General features: G+C 60.5%; 12 protein-coding genes. 3 read left to right on the top strand and 9 right to left on the bottom strand.

Annotated elements, in window-relative coordinates:
• Nucleotides 1-22: 22 nt before the first annotated feature.
• The 8 genes from phaZ to CUN63_RS10350 form a co-directional block, all read right to left on the bottom strand.
• Nucleotides 23-877, bottom strand: coding sequence for a poly(3-hydroxyalkanoate) depolymerase (gene phaZ, locus CUN63_RS10385; protein ID WP_129439177.1), 855 nt, complete (start codon nucleotides 875-877; stop codon nucleotides 23-25).
• A gap of 155 nt (nucleotides 878-1,032) precedes the next feature.
• Nucleotides 1,033-2,712 (bottom strand): class II poly(R)-hydroxyalkanoic acid synthase, encoded by a 1,680-nt coding sequence (phaC, locus tag CUN63_RS10380; RefSeq protein ID WP_129439174.1) that lies wholly within the window; start codon nucleotides 2,710-2,712, stop codon nucleotides 1,033-1,035.
• A 257-nt stretch (nucleotides 2,713-2,969) separates the two neighbouring features.
• Complete coding sequence (locus tag CUN63_RS10375) at nucleotides 2,970-3,347, bottom strand: gamma-butyrobetaine hydroxylase-like domain-containing protein (RefSeq protein ID WP_008149540.1); 378 nt, start codon at nucleotides 3,345-3,347, stop codon at nucleotides 2,970-2,972.
• A gap of 158 nt (nucleotides 3,348-3,505) precedes the next feature.
• Nucleotides 3,506-4,849, bottom strand: coding sequence for an ATP-dependent protease ATPase subunit HslU (gene hslU / locus CUN63_RS10370; protein ID WP_129439172.1), 1,344 nt, complete (start codon nucleotides 4,847-4,849; stop codon nucleotides 3,506-3,508).
• Nucleotides 4,850-4,904: 55 nt separating this feature from the next.
• On the bottom strand, nucleotides 4,905-5,435 hold the full coding sequence (hslV, locus tag CUN63_RS10365; protein ID WP_007899242.1) for an ATP-dependent protease subunit HslV: 531 nt from the start codon (nucleotides 5,433-5,435) through the stop codon (nucleotides 4,905-4,907).
• A gap of 253 nt (nucleotides 5,436-5,688) precedes the next feature.
• Nucleotides 5,689-6,396 carry an SPOR domain-containing protein gene (locus tag CUN63_RS10360; RefSeq protein ID WP_129439170.1) on the bottom strand — a complete coding sequence of 236 codons (708 nt, stop codon included), beginning with the start codon at nucleotides 6,394-6,396 and terminating at the stop codon, nucleotides 5,689-5,691.
• Between the two features lies 1 nt (nucleotide 6,397).
• Nucleotides 6,398-8,134 carry an arginine--tRNA ligase gene (gene argS / locus CUN63_RS10355; RefSeq protein ID WP_129439168.1) on the bottom strand — a complete coding sequence of 579 codons (1,737 nt, stop codon included), beginning with the start codon at nucleotides 8,132-8,134 and terminating at the stop codon, nucleotides 6,398-6,400.
• Between the two features lie 221 nt (nucleotides 8,135-8,355).
• Complete coding sequence (locus tag CUN63_RS10350; protein WP_129439167.1) at nucleotides 8,356-10,575, bottom strand: primosomal protein N'; 2,220 nt, start codon at nucleotides 10,573-10,575, stop codon at nucleotides 8,356-8,358.
• A 290-nt stretch (nucleotides 10,576-10,865) separates the two neighbouring features.
• Between CUN63_RS10350 and rpmE the strand changes: the two genes are divergently transcribed.
• From rpmE to CUN63_RS10335, 3 genes are all read left to right on the top strand, one after another.
• Nucleotides 10,866-11,099: a 50S ribosomal protein L31 gene (rpmE, locus tag CUN63_RS10345; protein ID WP_028621753.1), complete on the top strand. Its 234-nt coding sequence runs from the start codon at nucleotides 10,866-10,868 to the stop codon at nucleotides 11,097-11,099.
• A 14-nt stretch (nucleotides 11,100-11,113) separates the two neighbouring features.
• Complete coding sequence (locus CUN63_RS10340) at nucleotides 11,114-11,914, top strand: thermonuclease family protein (protein WP_129439165.1); 801 nt, start codon at nucleotides 11,114-11,116, stop codon at nucleotides 11,912-11,914.
• Nucleotides 11,915-12,097: 183 nt separating this feature from the next.
• Entirely contained in the window at nucleotides 12,098-13,366 is a 1,269-nt protein-coding gene (locus CUN63_RS10335) for a malic enzyme-like NAD(P)-binding protein (protein WP_033055361.1), read from the top strand.
• 241 nt (nucleotides 13,367-13,607) lie between these two features.
• Here the strand turns inward: CUN63_RS10335 and CUN63_RS10330 are convergent, their stop codons facing one another.
• Complete coding sequence (locus CUN63_RS10330; RefSeq protein ID WP_371927075.1) at nucleotides 13,608-16,049, bottom strand: penicillin-binding protein 1A; 2,442 nt, start codon at nucleotides 16,047-16,049, stop codon at nucleotides 13,608-13,610.
• Nucleotides 16,050-16,065: the final 16 nt, after the last annotated feature.

The raw sequence follows: 16,065 nt of genomic DNA, 5'->3' as shown, positions 1-16,065 counted from the left end.
TTGTAACAAAAGCCAGGGCCGATTAGCCGCCCAATGGCGCCGGATGCGGATGCATCACGGCACGCTGACGTTCTTCCTCGAGAAACTTCATGATGATCGGTGCTACTGCTTCGGCCCGGGTAATCAAAAACAGATGCCCGTCATCGATGATGTGCAACTGGGCGTTGGGAATCCGCCAGGCCAGTAACCGCATGTTGACCAACGGAATCAGTGGATCGTCGTCACCGGCCAGTACCAAGGTTGGCTGGTGGATCTTGTGCAGCCAGTGAATGCTGGTCCAGCCGAGGCCGGCGAACAGCTGCCAGTAGTAACCGAGTTTGCCTGCCGAGCGGACCTTGGCGGCATGGCTGGCGGCGAGGGTTGGATCGCGACGGAACGCGCCGCCATAGATCATCGGCGCGATGCGAATCACGTGAGACGGCTGGATGTAGCGTCGTGGACTGGCCATCATCCACAGGACTCTCGGCTTGCCCGGCACCATCACCGTGCCAGCCGCCGTGGCCGCCAGAACGAGTTTCTTGCAGCGCTCAGGATAGTCGTAAGCGAACTGCTGGGCCAGGGCGCCACCCCACGACACGCCAATCACATTGACTTGCCCGTAGTCGAGATAGTCGAGCATCCGCGCCGTGAGTTTCGCCAGGCCTGGAAAGCGATACGGTCGCCTTGGAGTCGACGAACCGCCGACACCAGGGACGTCGAAGGCGATGACTTCCAGGTCGGGATCCAGCGCCGCGACGAACGGAAACACCAGCTCCAGGTTGGCGCCGATGCCGTTGAAAATCAGCAAGGGCGTCAAGTGAGGCTTGCCGGGGCGTACCGCCGTGCGGAGGGTCTGGCCATCCAGGTCGACGGTACGAAATATGAACGGTTGCGGCATGCTTCAGGCCCTGTGGGTCACTGTCTCAATTTCACCCCCGATCCCCTGTGGGAGCGGGCTTGCTCGCGAATGCGTCAGGTCAGTAGACATCACTGTTGAATGATCAATCGCTTTCGCGAGCAAGCCCGCTCCCACAGGAGGGCGAGGTGTGTCAGTTATCGCTCATGCACATAGGTGCCCGGTGCAGCTTCGCCCGCCGGATAAGCCTTGTTGCCCAAACTGCCCGGAGACTTCTTCAGCTTGCCCGAACGCTCGGCTTGCCATGCCTGCCAGTGCAGCCACCAGGAATCGGTGTGCTTGGTGGAGTTCTCTTGCCACTCCTCAGCCTTGACCGGCATCTCTGTGCTGGTCATGTAGCGCGATTTCGGATTGCCCGGCGGGTTCAGAATGCTCTGGATATGCCCGCTGCTGGACAGCACGAATTCAACCTTGCCACCGAACAGTTGCGCCGACTTGTAGCAGGACTTCCACGGGGTGATGTGGTCGTTGGTGCCGGCCAGGGAGAAGATGTCGGCAGTGACCTGCTTCAGATTGATCGGTGTGCCGCACACTTCCAGTGCATCAGGACGGATTAAAGGGTTGGTTTTGAACAACTCGATCAGGTCGCCGTGGAACGCTGCGGGCAACCGTGTGGTGTCGTTGTTCCAGAACAGGATGTCGAAAACCGGCGGTTCGTTGCCCAGCAGGTAATTGTTGACCCAGTAGTTCCAGATCAGGTCGTTGGGGCGCATCCAGGCGAAAACTTTCGCCATGTCACGGCCTTCCAGTACGCCGGCCTGATAAGAGTGGCGCTTGGCGGATTCGAGGGTTTGCTCGTCGACGAACAGTGCCACGTCGCTGTCCAGGGTGGTATCCAGCACACTGACCAGCAGCGTCAGGGCGTTGACCTTGTTCTCGCCGATCGCGGCGTAGTGGCCCAGCAGGGCAGTGCAGGTGATGCCGCCAGAGCAGGCGCCGAGCATGTTGATGTCTTTGCTGCCGGTGATCGCGGTGACCACGTCGACTGCTTCCTTGAGCGCTTCGATATAGGTCGACAGACCCCACTCGCGCTGCTCCTTGGTCGGGTTGCGCCAGCTGACGATGAACGTCTGCATGTTGTTGCGCAGGCAGAAGCGCGCCAGGCTCTTGTCCGGGCTCAGGTCGAAAACATAGAACTTGTTGATCTGCGGTGGCACCACTAACAGTGGGCGCTCATGCACCTGCTCGGTGGTCGGCCGATAGTGGATCAATTCCAGCACGTCATTGCGAAACACCACCGCGCCTTCGGTGACGCCAAGGCTCTTGCCGACCTCGAACGCGCCCATGTTGACCTGGCTCGGCATACCGCCGTTGTGCACCAGGTCCTTGGCCAGATGGGACAGGCCGTCGAGCAGGCTTTTGCCGCCGGTTTCGAAGAAGCGTTTGACCGCCGCCGGGTTGGCCGCACTGTTGGTCGGGGCCATGGCTTCGGTCATGAGGTTGATCACGAAATGCCCGCGAGCGACGTCCTTGGGCGAGAGGTTGCTGTCGCCGATCCAGTCGTGGAGTTCCTTGCGCCACGCCAGGTAAGTCTGCAAGTAACGTTTGTAGAGCGGGTTCTGGCTCCAGGCCGGATCGGCGAAGCGACGGTCATCGCTTGTCGGTAGAAGCTCGGACTTGCCGAACAACACGTTCTTCAGTTCAAGACCGAAATGGGCGACATGCCTGGCGCTGTGAATCGGTTGTCGGATGGCCTGCCTTAGCACCATTCGAGCAGAAGCCAGTAGATCCTTTCCACGCAGCCCAACGACAGGATTCAGCCCCAAGGTGTTTTCCGAGGCCTGATACTTCAAGTCATCGTTATTCTTGTTACTCATCTACGACGCTCCATTGTCCTGAGACGAGTACCTGGGTCCAGCTGTGCAGTCCACAGCCAATGCCAGGTACTACTGCTCGGGTGACCGTTAATTCTGCATCGCTGCTTTTTAGTTCAGAGAGCACTGCAGGTACCTTGCCAGCTCCATTGGTTACCCGAGTTTAATTTTTTTCGCAAGCAGGCCAATCGTCGGCCCGGAAGCGGAGCATTCAAACAGATGGAATTAGAAAATGCCCTCTAATGAGCGAAAGGCCTGAGCTAGAGCATCAGCTTGACGATGGATTCGTTCGGATCGCGGGTCTTTCCAGCGGCTTTGAGTTCGGCAAGATAATCGTTCCAGAGATCCTCTTGGCGCACGCCCAGCTGGTACAGATATTCCCAGGTGAACAGGCCGCTGTCGTGGCCGTCGTCGAAGGTCAATTTCAGTGCGTACTGACCGGCCGGTTCTACCTTGGTCAGGCCTACGCCGATCTTGCCAAATTGCAGGATAGGTTTGCCGTGGCCCTGGACCTCGGCGGAAGGAGAGTGCACGCGCAGGAACTCGGCGGGCAGGTGATGTTCCTCACCGGACGCGTATTTCAGCGACAGGGTTTTCGAGGCTTTGTGCAGTTTGATATCGGTGGGGAGTTGGGTCATGACCGGCAATCCATTTGTGTGGGCGAGCTCGGTTCAAATGTGGGAGCAAGCGGGCTTGCTCGCGAAGGGGCCATAACATTCAACATCAATGTTGAATGTCAGACCGCTTTCGCGAGCAAGCCCGCTCCCACAGGTCCGCGCTCACTTGTAAGTATGGCTTACAGGATATAACGGGACAGGTCTTCGTTCTGCGCCAATTCGCCGAGGTGGCTATTGACGTAATCGGCGTCGATCAGGATCGCCTTGTCGTCGTGGGCGCTGGCCAGATCACCGGCGCTGAACGACACCTCTTCAAGCAGACGCTCAAGCAGCGTGTGCAGGCGACGGGCACCGATGTTCTCGGTCTTCTCGTTGACCTGCCAGGCGATCTCGGCAATACGCTTGATGCCGTCCGGCAGGAATTCGATCACCAGGCCTTCGGTTTTCAGCAGGGCACAATACTGCTCGGTGAGCGACGCGTGCGGCTCGCTGAGAATGCGTTCGAAATCTTCAGGCGTCAGGGCCTTGAGTTCGACACGAATCGGCAGGCGACCTTGCAGCTCAGGCACCAGATCGCTCGGCTTGCTCAGGTGGAACGCACCGGACGCGATGAACAGGATGTGGTCGGTCTTGACCATGCCCAGTTTGGTGTTGACGGTGCAGCCTTCGATCAGCGGCAGCAAGTCGCGCTGTACGCCCTCACGGGACACGTCTACGCCACCGGTGTTGCCGCGCTTGGCGACCTTGTCGATTTCGTCGATGAACACGATGCCGTGCTGCTCGACCGCTTCCAGCGCCTTGGCCTTCAACTCTTCTTCGTTGACCAGGCGGCCGGCTTCTTCGTCACGCACCAGTTTCAGTGCTTCCTTGACCTTGATCTTGCGGCTCTTGCGTTTGCCCTTGCCCATGTTGGCGAACAGGCTCTGCAGCTGGTTGGTCATCTCTTCCATGCCCGGTGGCGCGGAGATATCGACACCGGTCACTTCGGCGACTTCGATTTCGATCTCTTTGTCATCCAGCTGACCTTCGCGCAGGCGCTTGCGGAACAGCTGACGGGTGTTGGAGTCGGCCGACGGTGCGGCGTCGTCGTTGCTGCTGAAGCCCATGCGTGCCGGGGGCAGCAGGGCGTCGAGGATGCGTTCTTCGGCGGCGTCTTCGGCGCGGTGGCGAACCTTGGTCATTTCCTGTTCGCGCAGCAGCTTGATCGCTGCGTCGGCCAGGTCACGAATGATCGATTCAACGTCGCGGCCGACATAGCCGACTTCGGTGAACTTGGTCGCTTCAACTTTGATGAACGGTGCGTTGGCCAGTTTCGCCAGGCGACGAGCAATCTCGGTTTTACCGACACCGGTCGGGCCGATCATCAGGATGTTTTTTGGCGTGACTTCAACGCGCAGCTCTTCAGGCAGCTGCATCCGGCGCCAGCGGTTACGCAGCGCGATGGCGACGGCGCGCTTGGCATCGTCCTGGCCGATGATATGGCGATTGAGTTCGTGGACGATTTCACGGGGAGTCATGGACATAATAATTGGCGGTCCTCAGGTAAAAGTGAGCCGTGGCGTGGTGGCCAAAACAGGCTTACTCAGCGAGGTCCTGCTCCTCAATGGTGAAGGTGTGGTTGGTGAATACACAGATGTCGCCGGCGATGCCGAGGGCGGTTTCGACGATTTCCCGGGCCGACAGATCGGTTTTCTTCAGCAGCGCGCTGGCGGCGGCCTGGGCGTAGCCGCCGCCGGAACCCATGGCGATCAGACCTTCTTCGGGTTCGACCACGTCGCCGTTGCCGGTGATGATCAGAGAGGCGTCTTTGTTCGCGACCGCGAGCATGGCCTCGAGGCGGCTGAGGGAGCGGTCAGTGCGCCATTCTTTGGCGAGTTCGACAGCGGCGCGAACCAGGTGGCCCTGATGTTTCTCAAGCTGGCCTTCGAAACGCTCGAAGAGGGTGAAGGCGTCAGCGGTGGCCCCGGCAAAGCCGGCGATCACCTGGCCGTGGTACAGGCGGCGAACTTTCTTCGCGTTGCCTTTCATCACGGTATTGCCGAGAGAAACCTGGCCGTCGCCGCCCATGACGACTTTGCCGTGGCGGCGAACTGAAACGATGGTGGTCAAGGGAGAGTCTCCACGCAGCGGGGCGAAAATGCCTTATGCCAACTCATATGGGGGTGGTGGAGCGTATTTCAACTGTAGGAAGGGAGAGGGGACGAATGGTGCGAGGCGCGTAGGAGCTGCCGAAGGCTGCGATCTTTTGATCTTGGTCTTGATGATGGGTAAGACGGAACACCCTGCAAACCTTGAAAAGATCGCAGCCTGCGGCAGCTCCTACAGGATTCGTGTCTCCTGCGGGAGCTGCGGTGGCAGAGGGTTAGCGGCTTTGGCGTTGTTGTAACAACAGGTTGCTGAACCCTGCGCCGGACAGTTGTTTCTGAGCGGTGGTCAGTTGCTCGCGGTTGCTGAACGGTCCGACCAATACCCGATACCAGGTTTCGTCTTTCACGGTGCCGGATTCAACCGCCACAGCCTGACCGAGCAAGATGATCTGCGCCCGAACCTTGTCCGCGTCAGCTTCCTTGCGGAACGAACCGGCCTGCAGGAAGAACTTGGTCACTGGCGCCGCTTTGGACACCGGTGGCGCAGGTGGCGGAGTAATCCCGGCCAGTGCTGCCTGAGCGCGCGCGGTATCGATCTTCGCCGCTTGCTCTGGCGTAACCGGCGTCGTCGGAATGGCCGGCACTTGTGGCGTCGGCAGGGTTTTCTCCGGCACGGCATCCGGCGGCACGATGACCTCCGATTCCGGCAGCAACGTGTAGAAGTCGTACTTCGGCTTCACCGGTTGCGTCGGGCTCGGCGGGGTCTTGTTGGCCTCGGAGATCTTGGTGGCTTTCTGCTGCTCGATCTTCTCGCGCTTGACGCTCTCGCTGCCCTTGCCCGGTTCCAGTTTCATCAGGAACACAATAAACGCGCCGACTGTCAGGCCGATGGCCATCCACAGCCAGCCCGGGATCGGTTGCTTTGCAGGAGCTTGGTAACGGCTGGCGCCACGCTTGGGTGCAGGTTTTTTCTTGGCAGCCAACTTACATACGCTCCAGAGTTTCCAGACCCAAGAGTTCCAGGCCTTGCTTGAGTGTGCGACCGGTCAGCGCGGCGAGGCGCAGACGACTCTGCATTTGCGCCGGGGTGTCGGCGCTGAGGATCGGGCAGTTCTCATAGAAACTGGAGAACAGGCCGGCGACATCGTACAGGTAGGTGCACAGGATGTGCGGCGTGCCTTTGTCGGAAACGTTGTTCAGCACTTCGCCGAACTGCGCGAGCTTCGCCGCCAATTCGTGTTCGTGCGCAGCTTCGAGGACGATCTGGCCTTCGACTTCACTGAAGTCCTTGCCGAGTTTGCGGAACACGCCGGCCACGCGGGTGTAGGCGTACAGCAGGTACGGCGCGGTGTTGCCTTCGAAGTTCAGCATCAGGTCGAAGTTGAAGCTGTAGTCGCTGGTGCGGTGCTTGGACAGGTCGGCGTATTTCACCGCGCCAATGCCCACGACCTTGGCGATGTTGCGCAGTTCGTCTTCGGCAAGTGTAGGGTTCTTTTCTTTCACCAGGTTGTAGGCACGTTCCTGGGCTTCGGTCAGCAGGTCGATCAGCTTCACGGTGCCGCCATCACGGGTCTTGAACGGACGGCCATCTTTACCGTTCATGGTGCCGAAGCCCATGTGTTCCATGTCCATCGGATGCGTCACAAAACCGGCCAGGCGCGCGACCTGGAATACTTGCTGGAAGTGCAAGGCCTGACGCTGGTCGACGAAGTACAGCGCGCGATCAGCCTTCAACTTGCCACTGCGGTAACGCACGGCCGCCAGGTCGGTGGTGGCGTAGAGGTAACCGCCGTCAGCCTTGACGATGATCACCGGCAGCGGGTCGCCGTCGGCGTTCTTGAACTCGTCGAGGAACACGCACTGGGCGCCGTTGCTCTCGACCAGCAGGCCAGCGGCCTTGAGGTCGTTGACCACGTTGATCAGGTCGTCGTTGTAGGCGCTTTCGCCCATCACGTCGGCCATGGTCAGTTTGACGTTCAGCAGTTCGTAGATTTTCTGGCAGTGCGACAGCGAGATGTCTTTGAACTTGGTCCACAGCGCCAGGCAGTCCGGGTCGCCGGCTTGCAGCTTGACCACCAAGCCACGGGCGCGATCTGCGAACTCTTCGGATTCGTCGAAGCGTTGTTTGGCCGCGCGGTAGAAGTTTTCCAGGTCCGACAGCTCGTCGCTGGTGATCGGGTTTTCCTGGAGGTACGCCATCAGCATGCCGAACTGGGTGCCCCAGTCGCCGACGTGGTTCTGCCGGATGACTTCGTCGCCGAGGAACTCCAGCACCCGGGCAACGCCGTCGCCGATGATGGTCGAGCGCAAGTGGCCGACGTGCATCTCTTTGGCCAGGTTCGGTGCCGACAGGTCGACGACAGTGCGCTGCGCCGGGCCGGCCTTGCGCACGCCGATGTGGGCGTCGGCCAGGGCGGCGTCCAGGCGAGTGGCCAGGGCTTGGGTGTTCTGGAAGAAGTTCAGGAAGCCGGGACCGGCGATTTCGGTCTTGGTGACGTTTTCATCAGCCGGCAGCGCGGCGATGATTTTCTCTGCCAGGTCGCGCGGCTTCATGCCGGCCGGTTTGGCCAGCATCATCGCGATGTTGCTGGCGAAATCGCCGTGAGTCTTGTCACGGGAGTTTTCCACCTGGATCGCCGGCGACAGGCCTTCAGGCAACACACCTTCGTTGACGAGTTGGGTGATGGCTTGTTGGATCAGCTGGCGAATGGTGTCTTTCATGGTGTTCTCTTTCGACCGCAAGCGCGGCGGCGCCTGGATGCGCTAGTGGAAAAACTGGGCATTATCCGTTGCGAAGACGGGCTTGCCAACTATAGCGGGCAGGTTATGGATATGTGGTGACTATTAGGGCCTCTTCGCGAGCAAGCTCGCTCCCACATTGATCGGGTGAGCGCCGCAGATCCCCTGTGGGAGCGAGCTTGCTCGCGATAGCGATCGACCAATCAATACAAATCCACGGGATCGACATCCAGCGACCAACGCACCGCCCGCCCGCTCGGCATCTGCTCCAACACCAGCAGCCAGCTGCTTAATAGTCGATGCAGCGGCGCCCGAGCCGTCGCTTGCAGCAAGAACTGCGCACGATAACGCCCGGCCCGGCGTTCCATCGGTGCAGGCACCGGCCCGAGCAGTTCAATCCCGGTCAGGTTCTGTTCGGCCAGCAAACGCTCGGCCTCGCTGCACGCCTCATCAAGAAAACCTTCAGCTTGCCCCGGTTTGTGCGCTTCGGCCCGCAGCAGCGCCAAGTGCGCAAACGGTGGTAACCCCGCCGAGCGACGTTCGCTCAACGCCTGTTCGGCAAAGGCGAAATAACCCTGTTCAGTCAATTGCACCAGCAGCGGATGGTCGGCCAAGTGGGTCTGGATGATCACTTTGCCCGGCTCTTCAGCCCGGCCCGCGCGTCCGGCAACCTGGACGATCAACTGCGCCATGCGCTCACTGGCGCGGAAGTCGCCGGAAAACAGCCCGCCGTCGGCATCGAGAATCGACACCAGCGTCACCCGCGGGAAGTGATGCCCTTTGGCAAGCATTTGCGTGCCCACCAGAATGCAGGGCTGGCCCTTCTGAATGGTCGCGAACATTTGATTCATGGCGTCTTTGCGCGAAGTGCTATCGCGGTCGACCCGCAGCACCGGGACGTCCGGAAACAAAATCCCCAATCGTTCTTCGGCGCGCTCGGTGCCGGCGCCGACAGGCCGCAAATCGACCTTGCCGCACTTCGGGCAATGCCGAGGGACGCGTTCGACGTAGCCACAATGGTGACAACGCAGTTCGCCTGAGCGCTGGTGCACGGTCATTCGCGCATCGCAGCGCTGACACTCTGACATCCAGCCACAGTCATGGCACAGCAGCGTGGGCGCAAAACCGCGACGGTTGAGGAACACCAACACTTGTTGGCCAGCGGCCAGCGTCTGACCGATGGCCTGCTGCATCGGCCCGGAAATGCCGCTGTCCAGCGGACGACTTTTCACGTCCAGGCGCAGGAACCGCGGCTGTTTGGCGCCACCGGCACGCTCGTTCAAGCGTAAGAGTCCGTATCGACCGGTGTAGGCGTTGTGCAGGCTTTCCAGTGAAGGCGTGGCGGAGCCGAGGACAATCGGGATGTTTTCCTGGCGTGCGCGGACCAATGCCAGGTCGCGGGCGTGATAGCGCAGGCCTTCCTGCTGTTTATAGGAGCCGTCGTGCTCTTCATCGATGATGATCAGGCCGGGGTTCTTCATCGGCGTGAACAGCGCCGAACGGGTGCCGATAATAATGTCGGCGTCACCGTCCCGGGCGGCGAGCCAGGCTTCGAGGCGTTCGCGGTCGTTGACCGCCGAGTGGATCAGCGCGATGCGTGCATTGAAGCGCTGCTCGAAACGCGCCAGGGTCTGCGGGCCGAGGTTGATCTCCGGGATCAGTACCAGCGCCTGCTTGCCGGCCTCAAGGGTTTCGCGGATCAGTTGCAAATAGACTTCGGTCTTGCCGCTGCCGGTGACGCCGGCCAGCAGGAACGCGTGATAACTGTCGAACCCTGCGCGAATCGCCTCATAGGCCGCACGCTGCTCGGGGTTGAGCGGCAATTCCGGTTGCGCCAGCCAGTGTTCGTGGCGGGCGTCGGGGGCGTGTTTGCGGATTTCGACTTGCACCAGATCCTTGGCCAGCAGCAAATCCAGGCTGTCCTTGCTCAGCATCAGTTTGCTCAGCAACTGATGGGCGACGCCGTGGGGATGCTGGGCCAGAGTCGCCAGTGCCTCCCGTTGACGCGGGGCGCGAGCGATGCGCGGGTCATCAAGGCTGGCGCCGGGCGCGGCGGACCAGAAGCGCTCCTGCCGTGCTTCGGCCAGTTCACCCTGACGCAGCAACACCGGCAGCGCCCAGCTCAAGGTGTCGCCGAGGCTGTGCTGGTAGTACTGAGACGTCCACAGGCACAGTTTGAACAGCGCTGGCGGCAGGGGCGGCGTGGCATCGAGCAGTGCCAGGGCCGGCTTGAGCTTCTCTGCCGGGACTTCACTGGTGTCGGTGACCTCCACCAAAATCCCGATCATCTCCCGCCGGCCGAACGGCACCCGCAAGCGCATGCCGGGGTGCAACTGGGCGCGCAGGACACCGGCCGGGGCACGGTAATCGAACAGGCGGCGCAGGGGCGAGGGCAGGGCGAGGCGCAGAATGGCGTTGGGCACGCGGGGTGATCTCGATAAGCGGGCAGTAAAAGAAGTCGGACGCCTATTAATTGTGGGAGCGGGCTTGCTCGCGAATGCGGTGGATCAGACACATCATCGTTGCCTGACACACCGTATTCGCGAGCAAGCCCGCTCCCACAAAGGGCGCGTATTAGGCCGGGAGCCTAGCAGACGGTCGGTCTCAGTGACAGCTTGCGTGAATGGCATTGTCTGGTAGAATCCGCGGCCTAATTATGTGCGGTATTCAACAATAGTGTTGAGTGGCGGCACACTAGCCTGAGGAATACACCATGAAAGCCGATATCCATCCAGCGTACGAAACCATCGAAGTAACTTGCAGCTGCGGCAACAAGTTCGAAACTCGTTCGAACCTGTGCAAGCCACTGGGTACTGACGTATGCAACGAGTGCCACCCGTTCTACACCGGTAAGCAGAAGACTCTGGATACTGGCGGCCGTGTACAGCGCTTCGCAGACCGTTTCGGTGCTTTTGGCAAAGCCAAAGCTCCTGCTGCTGCAGAGTAAGGTTGCAAAGCCCCATGGGCTTTACCTTGCTGATGAAAAAGGCGTCCCTTGCGGGCGCCTTTTTTATGTCTGCGATTTGGCTTTCCGCTGCCCAGGCCTTCTGCCCGGCGCCGAGCGGGCTGACATCCATTGCGGTGCAGCGGGTGGTGGATGGTGACACGCTGCGTCTGAGCGATGGTCGCAGCGTGCGCATGATCGGTTTGAATACGCCGGAACTGGGCAAGAAAGGCCGCTCCGACGAGCCGTTCGCGGTGGCGGCACGCCAACGCCTGGAAGCACTGGTGGCTGCCAGCGACGGACGGGTCGGTTTATTGCCCGGTAAAGAAAGCAAAGACCATTACGGCCGTACCTTGGCCCATGTCTACAGCGCCGATGGCGCCAACCTTGAAGCGCAGATGCTCGCTGAAGGACTCGGTTTCCAGGTGGCAGTCGCGCCGAATGTCGATCTGGTCGACTGCCAGCAAGCGGCGGAACACAGCGCCCGTCAGGCCGGACTCGGGTTGTGGCGTCAATCCCCTGTACTGAAAGCGGAGCAGATCAGCGCTTCCGGTTTCGCTGTGCTCAGCGGTCGTGTGAGCAAGGTTCAGCGCAATCGCGGCGGGGTTTGGATCGAGTTGCAGGATTCGGTTGTACTGCGCGTTGCACCCAATGTGTTGGGCCAGTTCGATATTGCGGATCTTGAGCGGTTGAAGGGCAAGCAGATAGAGGCGCGCGGCTGGGTACTGGACCGTTCGCGGCGTGGCGGACTGAAAGAAGGGCAGGCGCGCTGGCTTCTGCCATTGACCGACCCGGCGATGCTTCAGATGGCGCAGTGATAAAAAATTGTAGACATTTTTAATGTAGATTGTGAACGGTCAATCCCTTGTGTTCCGCGGCTCTTGGTCCAAAGTCGTAGGGCCGGGTGCTTGACAGGGGTGACCGGTCAGTCTTGTAGGGACTTTGCGACACGAGTATCCTCGGCGGTCCGTCTGTCCCACAGTAAAAAGCGGAATGCCCATATGTCTGATTTGAAAACTGCCGCTCTCGAATATCATGCCCATCCTCGTCCAGGGAAGCTGAGCGTCGAGCTCACCAAAGCCACCGCTACCGCCCGCGACCTGTCGCTGGCCTACAGCCCCGGTGTAGCCGAACCAGTCCGCGAAATCGCCCGCGACCCTGAACTCGCCTACAAGTACACCGGCAAGGGCAATCTGGTTGCAGTCATTTCCGATGGCACCGCAATTCTCGGCCTGGGTAACCTCGGCCCATTGGCTTCCAAACCAGTGATGGAAGGTAAAGGCGTGCTGTTCAAGCGCTTCGCCGGCATCGACGTTTTCGACATCGAAGTCGACTCCGAAAGCCCGCAAGCCTTCATCGACACCGTCAAGCGCATCTCCATCACCTTCGGTGGCATCAACCTGGAAGACATCAAGGCGCCTGAGTGCTTTGAGATCGAACGCGCTCTGATCGAGCAGTGCGACATTCCGGTATTCCACGATGACCAGCACGGCACCGCGATCGTTACTGCGGCCGGCATGATCAACGCCCTGGAAATCGCTGGCAAAACCCTCGCTGACGCCAAAATCGTCTGCCTGGGCGCCGGTGCTGCCGCCATCTCCTGCATGAAATTGCTGGTGAGCATGGGTGCCAACATCGAAAACATCTTCATGGTTGACCGTACCGGCGTGATCCACTCCGGCCGTGACGACCTGAACCAGTACAAGGCTGTTTTCGCTCACGCGACTGAAAAACGCACGCTGGCCGACGCCCTGAAAGGCGCGGACGTGTTCGTTGGTCTGTCCGGCCCGAACCTGCTGAGCGCTGAAGGCCTGAAGTCCATGGCGGCCAGCCCGATCGTGTTCGCGTGCTCCAACCCGGACCCGGAAATCTCCCCGGAACTGGCTCACGCCACTCGTGATGACGTGATCATGGCGACCGGCCGTTCGGACTACCCGAACCAGGTCAACAACGTGCTGGGCTTCCCGTTCATCTTCCGTGGTGCCCTGGACGTTCGCGCCAAGCGCATCAACGAAGAAATGAAAGTGGCTGCGGCCAACGCCCTGCGTGAACTGGCCAAGCTGCCGGTTCCTCAGGAAGTGTGCGACGCCTACGGCGGCATCAAACTGGAATTCGGTCGTGAGTACATCATTCCGAAACCAATGGATGCCCGTCTGATCACCGTGATCTCCGATGCCGTGGCCAAGGCTGCGATCGAGACCGGCGTAGCGACCCTGCCGTATCCGAAGAACTACCCGCTGAAAAGCGTGGATGACGTGTTCAACGGCTAAGTCGTTGTAGCGCTTCAACACAAAGCCCCGGCTCTTGCGAGTCGGGGCTTTTTTTTGCCTGTGGGTTTTGCAGCGGTTGTGCTGGCCTCTTCGCGAGCAAGCCCGCTCCCACAGGGGTACGCATTCCAATGTGGGAGCGAGCTTGTTCCGGGCGGCGATCCGACGATGGCGGTCTGACAGGCGCCACAATAAAAAGCCCCGCTCTTCTTTGGAAGGCGGGGCTTTTTGCAGCTTCAGGCGATCAGAACAAATCGATCGGCGCCGCTTCATCCGCAGGCAGTGGGCTGCCCGGCGCAGTGCCGTTGCCCAGCTCGTTCGCTGACGGTGGCGTGTCTTCGGCCTTGAACAGCTCGAAGTAGGCGCCTGGCGTGCCTGGGGTGGCTGCACGGCCGCTGACCGGGTCGACTCGCAGGCTGAGGATGCCTTCCGGCTCTGCCTGCGTATGGGGCGGCAGGCCTTTGAGTGCGGCGCCCATGTAACTCATCCAGATCGGCAGGGCGACGGTGCCGCCGAATTCCTTGCGGCCCAGGCTTTCAGGCTGGTCGAAACCGGTCCAGACAGTGGTCACATAATCGGCGTTGTACCCAGAGAACCAGGCGTCCTTGGACTCGTTGGTGGTACCGGTCTTGCCCGCAATGTCGCTGCGGCCCAAGGCCAGGGCGCGGCGGCCGGTGCCGAGTTTGATCACGTCCTCGAGCATGCTGTTGAGGATGTAAGTGGTACGGCCATCGACGATGCGTTCGGCCACGGCCGGCGTTTGTGGCGCTGGCTGAGCGGTCAAGGCTTCGCCCGGGGTTGCGTTGACGGTGAAAGCGTTAGCCGCGACAGGGGCGGCGATGCCGTCGGTGGCGACGTTGCCTTTCGGGACGCTCGGCGGGTTGGCGACGAACAGCGTGTCGCCATTGCGGCTTTCGATCTTGTCGATGATGTAGGGGCTGATCTTGTAGCCGCCGTTGGCGAAGGTGCTCCAGCCGGTGGCGATTTCCATTGGCGTCAGCGTCGCGGTGCCCAGGGCCAGGGACAGGTTGCGCGGCAGGTCCTGCTTGTTGAAGCCGAACTTGCTGATGTAGTCGATGGTGCGGTCAACGCCCAGCGCCTGCAGCAAGCGGATCGACACCAGGTTGCGCGACTTGTAGAGCGCCTCACGCATACGGATCGGGCCGAGGAAGGTGTTGGTGTCGTTCTTTGGACGCCAGACCTTGTCCAGGTACTCGTCGACGAACACGATCGGTGCGTCGTTCACCAGGCTGGCGGCGGTGTAGCCGTTATCCAGTGCGGCACTGTAGACGAACGGTTTGAAGCTCGAACCCGGCTGACGCTTGGCCTGCATGGCGCGGTTGTAGTTGCTCTGTTCAAAGGCGAAGCCGCCGACCAGGGAGCGAATGGCACCGTTTTGCGGATCAAGGGAAACCAGTGCGCCCTGAGCCTGCGGGATCTGGCTGAATTTCAGCGAGTTGTCCGGCTGGCGTTGCACACGAATCAGGTCGCCGACCTGGGCGACGTCCGAAGGCTGCTTCGGGTTGGCACCCATGCTGTTGGTGTTGAGGAATGGGCGCGCCCATTTCATGCTGTCCCAGCCGACGTGTTCGTCACCGGTACGGGTCATCACTTGCAGGCCGGTCTTGTCGACCTGGGTGACGATGGCGGGCTCAAGGCTGCTGATGGTGCGCTGTTTGGTCAGCTCGGTTGTCCAGGCCTCGCGAGTCTTGCCCGGCAGGCGCGACTCGGGGCCGCGATAACCATGACGCTGGTCGTAGGTCATCAACCCTTCGTGAACCGCGGTGTTGGCCATTTCCTGCAGGTTGCTCGGCACCGTGGTGGTGACGCGGAAACCCTCGGTATAGGCGTCGCTGCCATAACGGCCGACCATTTCGGCGCGGGCCATTTCAGCGATGTACGGCGCATTCACTTCCGGGGTCGGCACGTGATAACTGGCGTTCAGCGGCTCGTTGATCGCGGTGGTGTAGTCGGCTTCGGTGATTTTTCCGAGCTTGTACATGCGCCCAAGGATCCAGTCGCGACGTTCCTTGCTGCGGGCCGGATTGGCCAGCGGGTTGAAGCGCGAAGGGGCTTTTGGCAGGCCGGCGATCATCGCCATCTGCGCCAGGCTGACGTCACGAATCGACTTGCCGTAGTAAACCTGTGCGGCGGCCTCGATACCGTAGGCGCGGTTGCCCAGATAGATCTTGTTGACGTACAGCTCAAGAATCTCGTCCTTGGTCAGCTGCCGTTCAATCTGCAGAGCCAGGAGGATTTCGGTGGTTTTGCGCGAGAAGCTGCGTTCGCTGGTCAGGAAGAAGTTCTTCGCCACCTGCATGGTGATGGTGCTGCCGCCGGACTGAATGTGTCCGCTTTTTACCAACTGGGTGGCCGCGCGCATCAGACTGCTGGGGTCGACACCGTAGTGATTGGCGAAGTTGTCGTCTTCAGCACTTAGTAACGCATTAATGAAATTGGGGGGAATGTCGGCGAACCGGATCGGTGTGCGGCGCATTTCGCCAAATTCTGCGATCAGCTTGTTGTCGCTGCTGAAGACCCGCAAAGGAATCTGCAACTGGATGCTTCTCAGCGCCTCCACGGATGGCAAACCCGGACTAAGGTAGAGAAAGGCGCCGCTAAGACCGAGGAGCAGTCCGCAGAAAACGGCGACGATGGACCAACCGAAAAATTTCAGCAGACGAATCAAGGCTTTTGGACAT

Origin of the sequence: Pseudomonas sp. ACM7, from assembly GCF_004136015.1 — a bacterium.
Lineage (GTDB): Bacteria > Pseudomonadota > Gammaproteobacteria > Pseudomonadales > Pseudomonadaceae > Aquipseudomonas > Aquipseudomonas frigoris.
Note: the sequence above shows the minus strand (reverse complement) of the source record. Positions and strands in the feature narration are given on the sequence as shown.

What these genes read in the sequence shown, in the direction of transcription:
- phaZ (WP_129439177.1), bottom strand. Translation starts at nt 877, where the DNA reads ATGCCGCAACCGTTCATATTTCGTACCGTCGACCTGGATGGCCAGACC.
- phaC (WP_129439174.1), bottom strand. Translation starts at nt 2,712, where the DNA reads ATGAGTAACAAGAATAACGATGACTTGAAGTATCAGGCCTCGGAAAAC.
- CUN63_RS10375 (WP_008149540.1), bottom strand. Translation starts at nt 3,347, where the DNA reads ATGACCCAACTCCCCACCGATATCAAACTGCACAAAGCCTCGAAAACC.
- hslU (WP_129439172.1), bottom strand. Translation starts at nt 4,849, where the DNA reads ATGTCCATGACTCCCCGTGAAATCGTCCACGAACTCAATCGCCATATC.
- argS (WP_129439168.1), bottom strand. Translation starts at nt 8,134, where the DNA reads ATGAAAGACACCATTCGCCAGCTGATCCAACAAGCCATCACCCAACTC.
- rpmE (WP_028621753.1), top strand. Translation starts at nt 10,866, where the DNA reads ATGAAAGCCGATATCCATCCAGCGTACGAAACCATCGAAGTAACTTGC.
- CUN63_RS10340 (WP_129439165.1), top strand. Translation starts at nt 11,114, where the DNA reads ATGGGCTTTACCTTGCTGATGAAAAAGGCGTCCCTTGCGGGCGCCTTT.
- CUN63_RS10335 (WP_033055361.1), top strand. Translation starts at nt 12,098, where the DNA reads ATGTCTGATTTGAAAACTGCCGCTCTCGAATATCATGCCCATCCTCGT.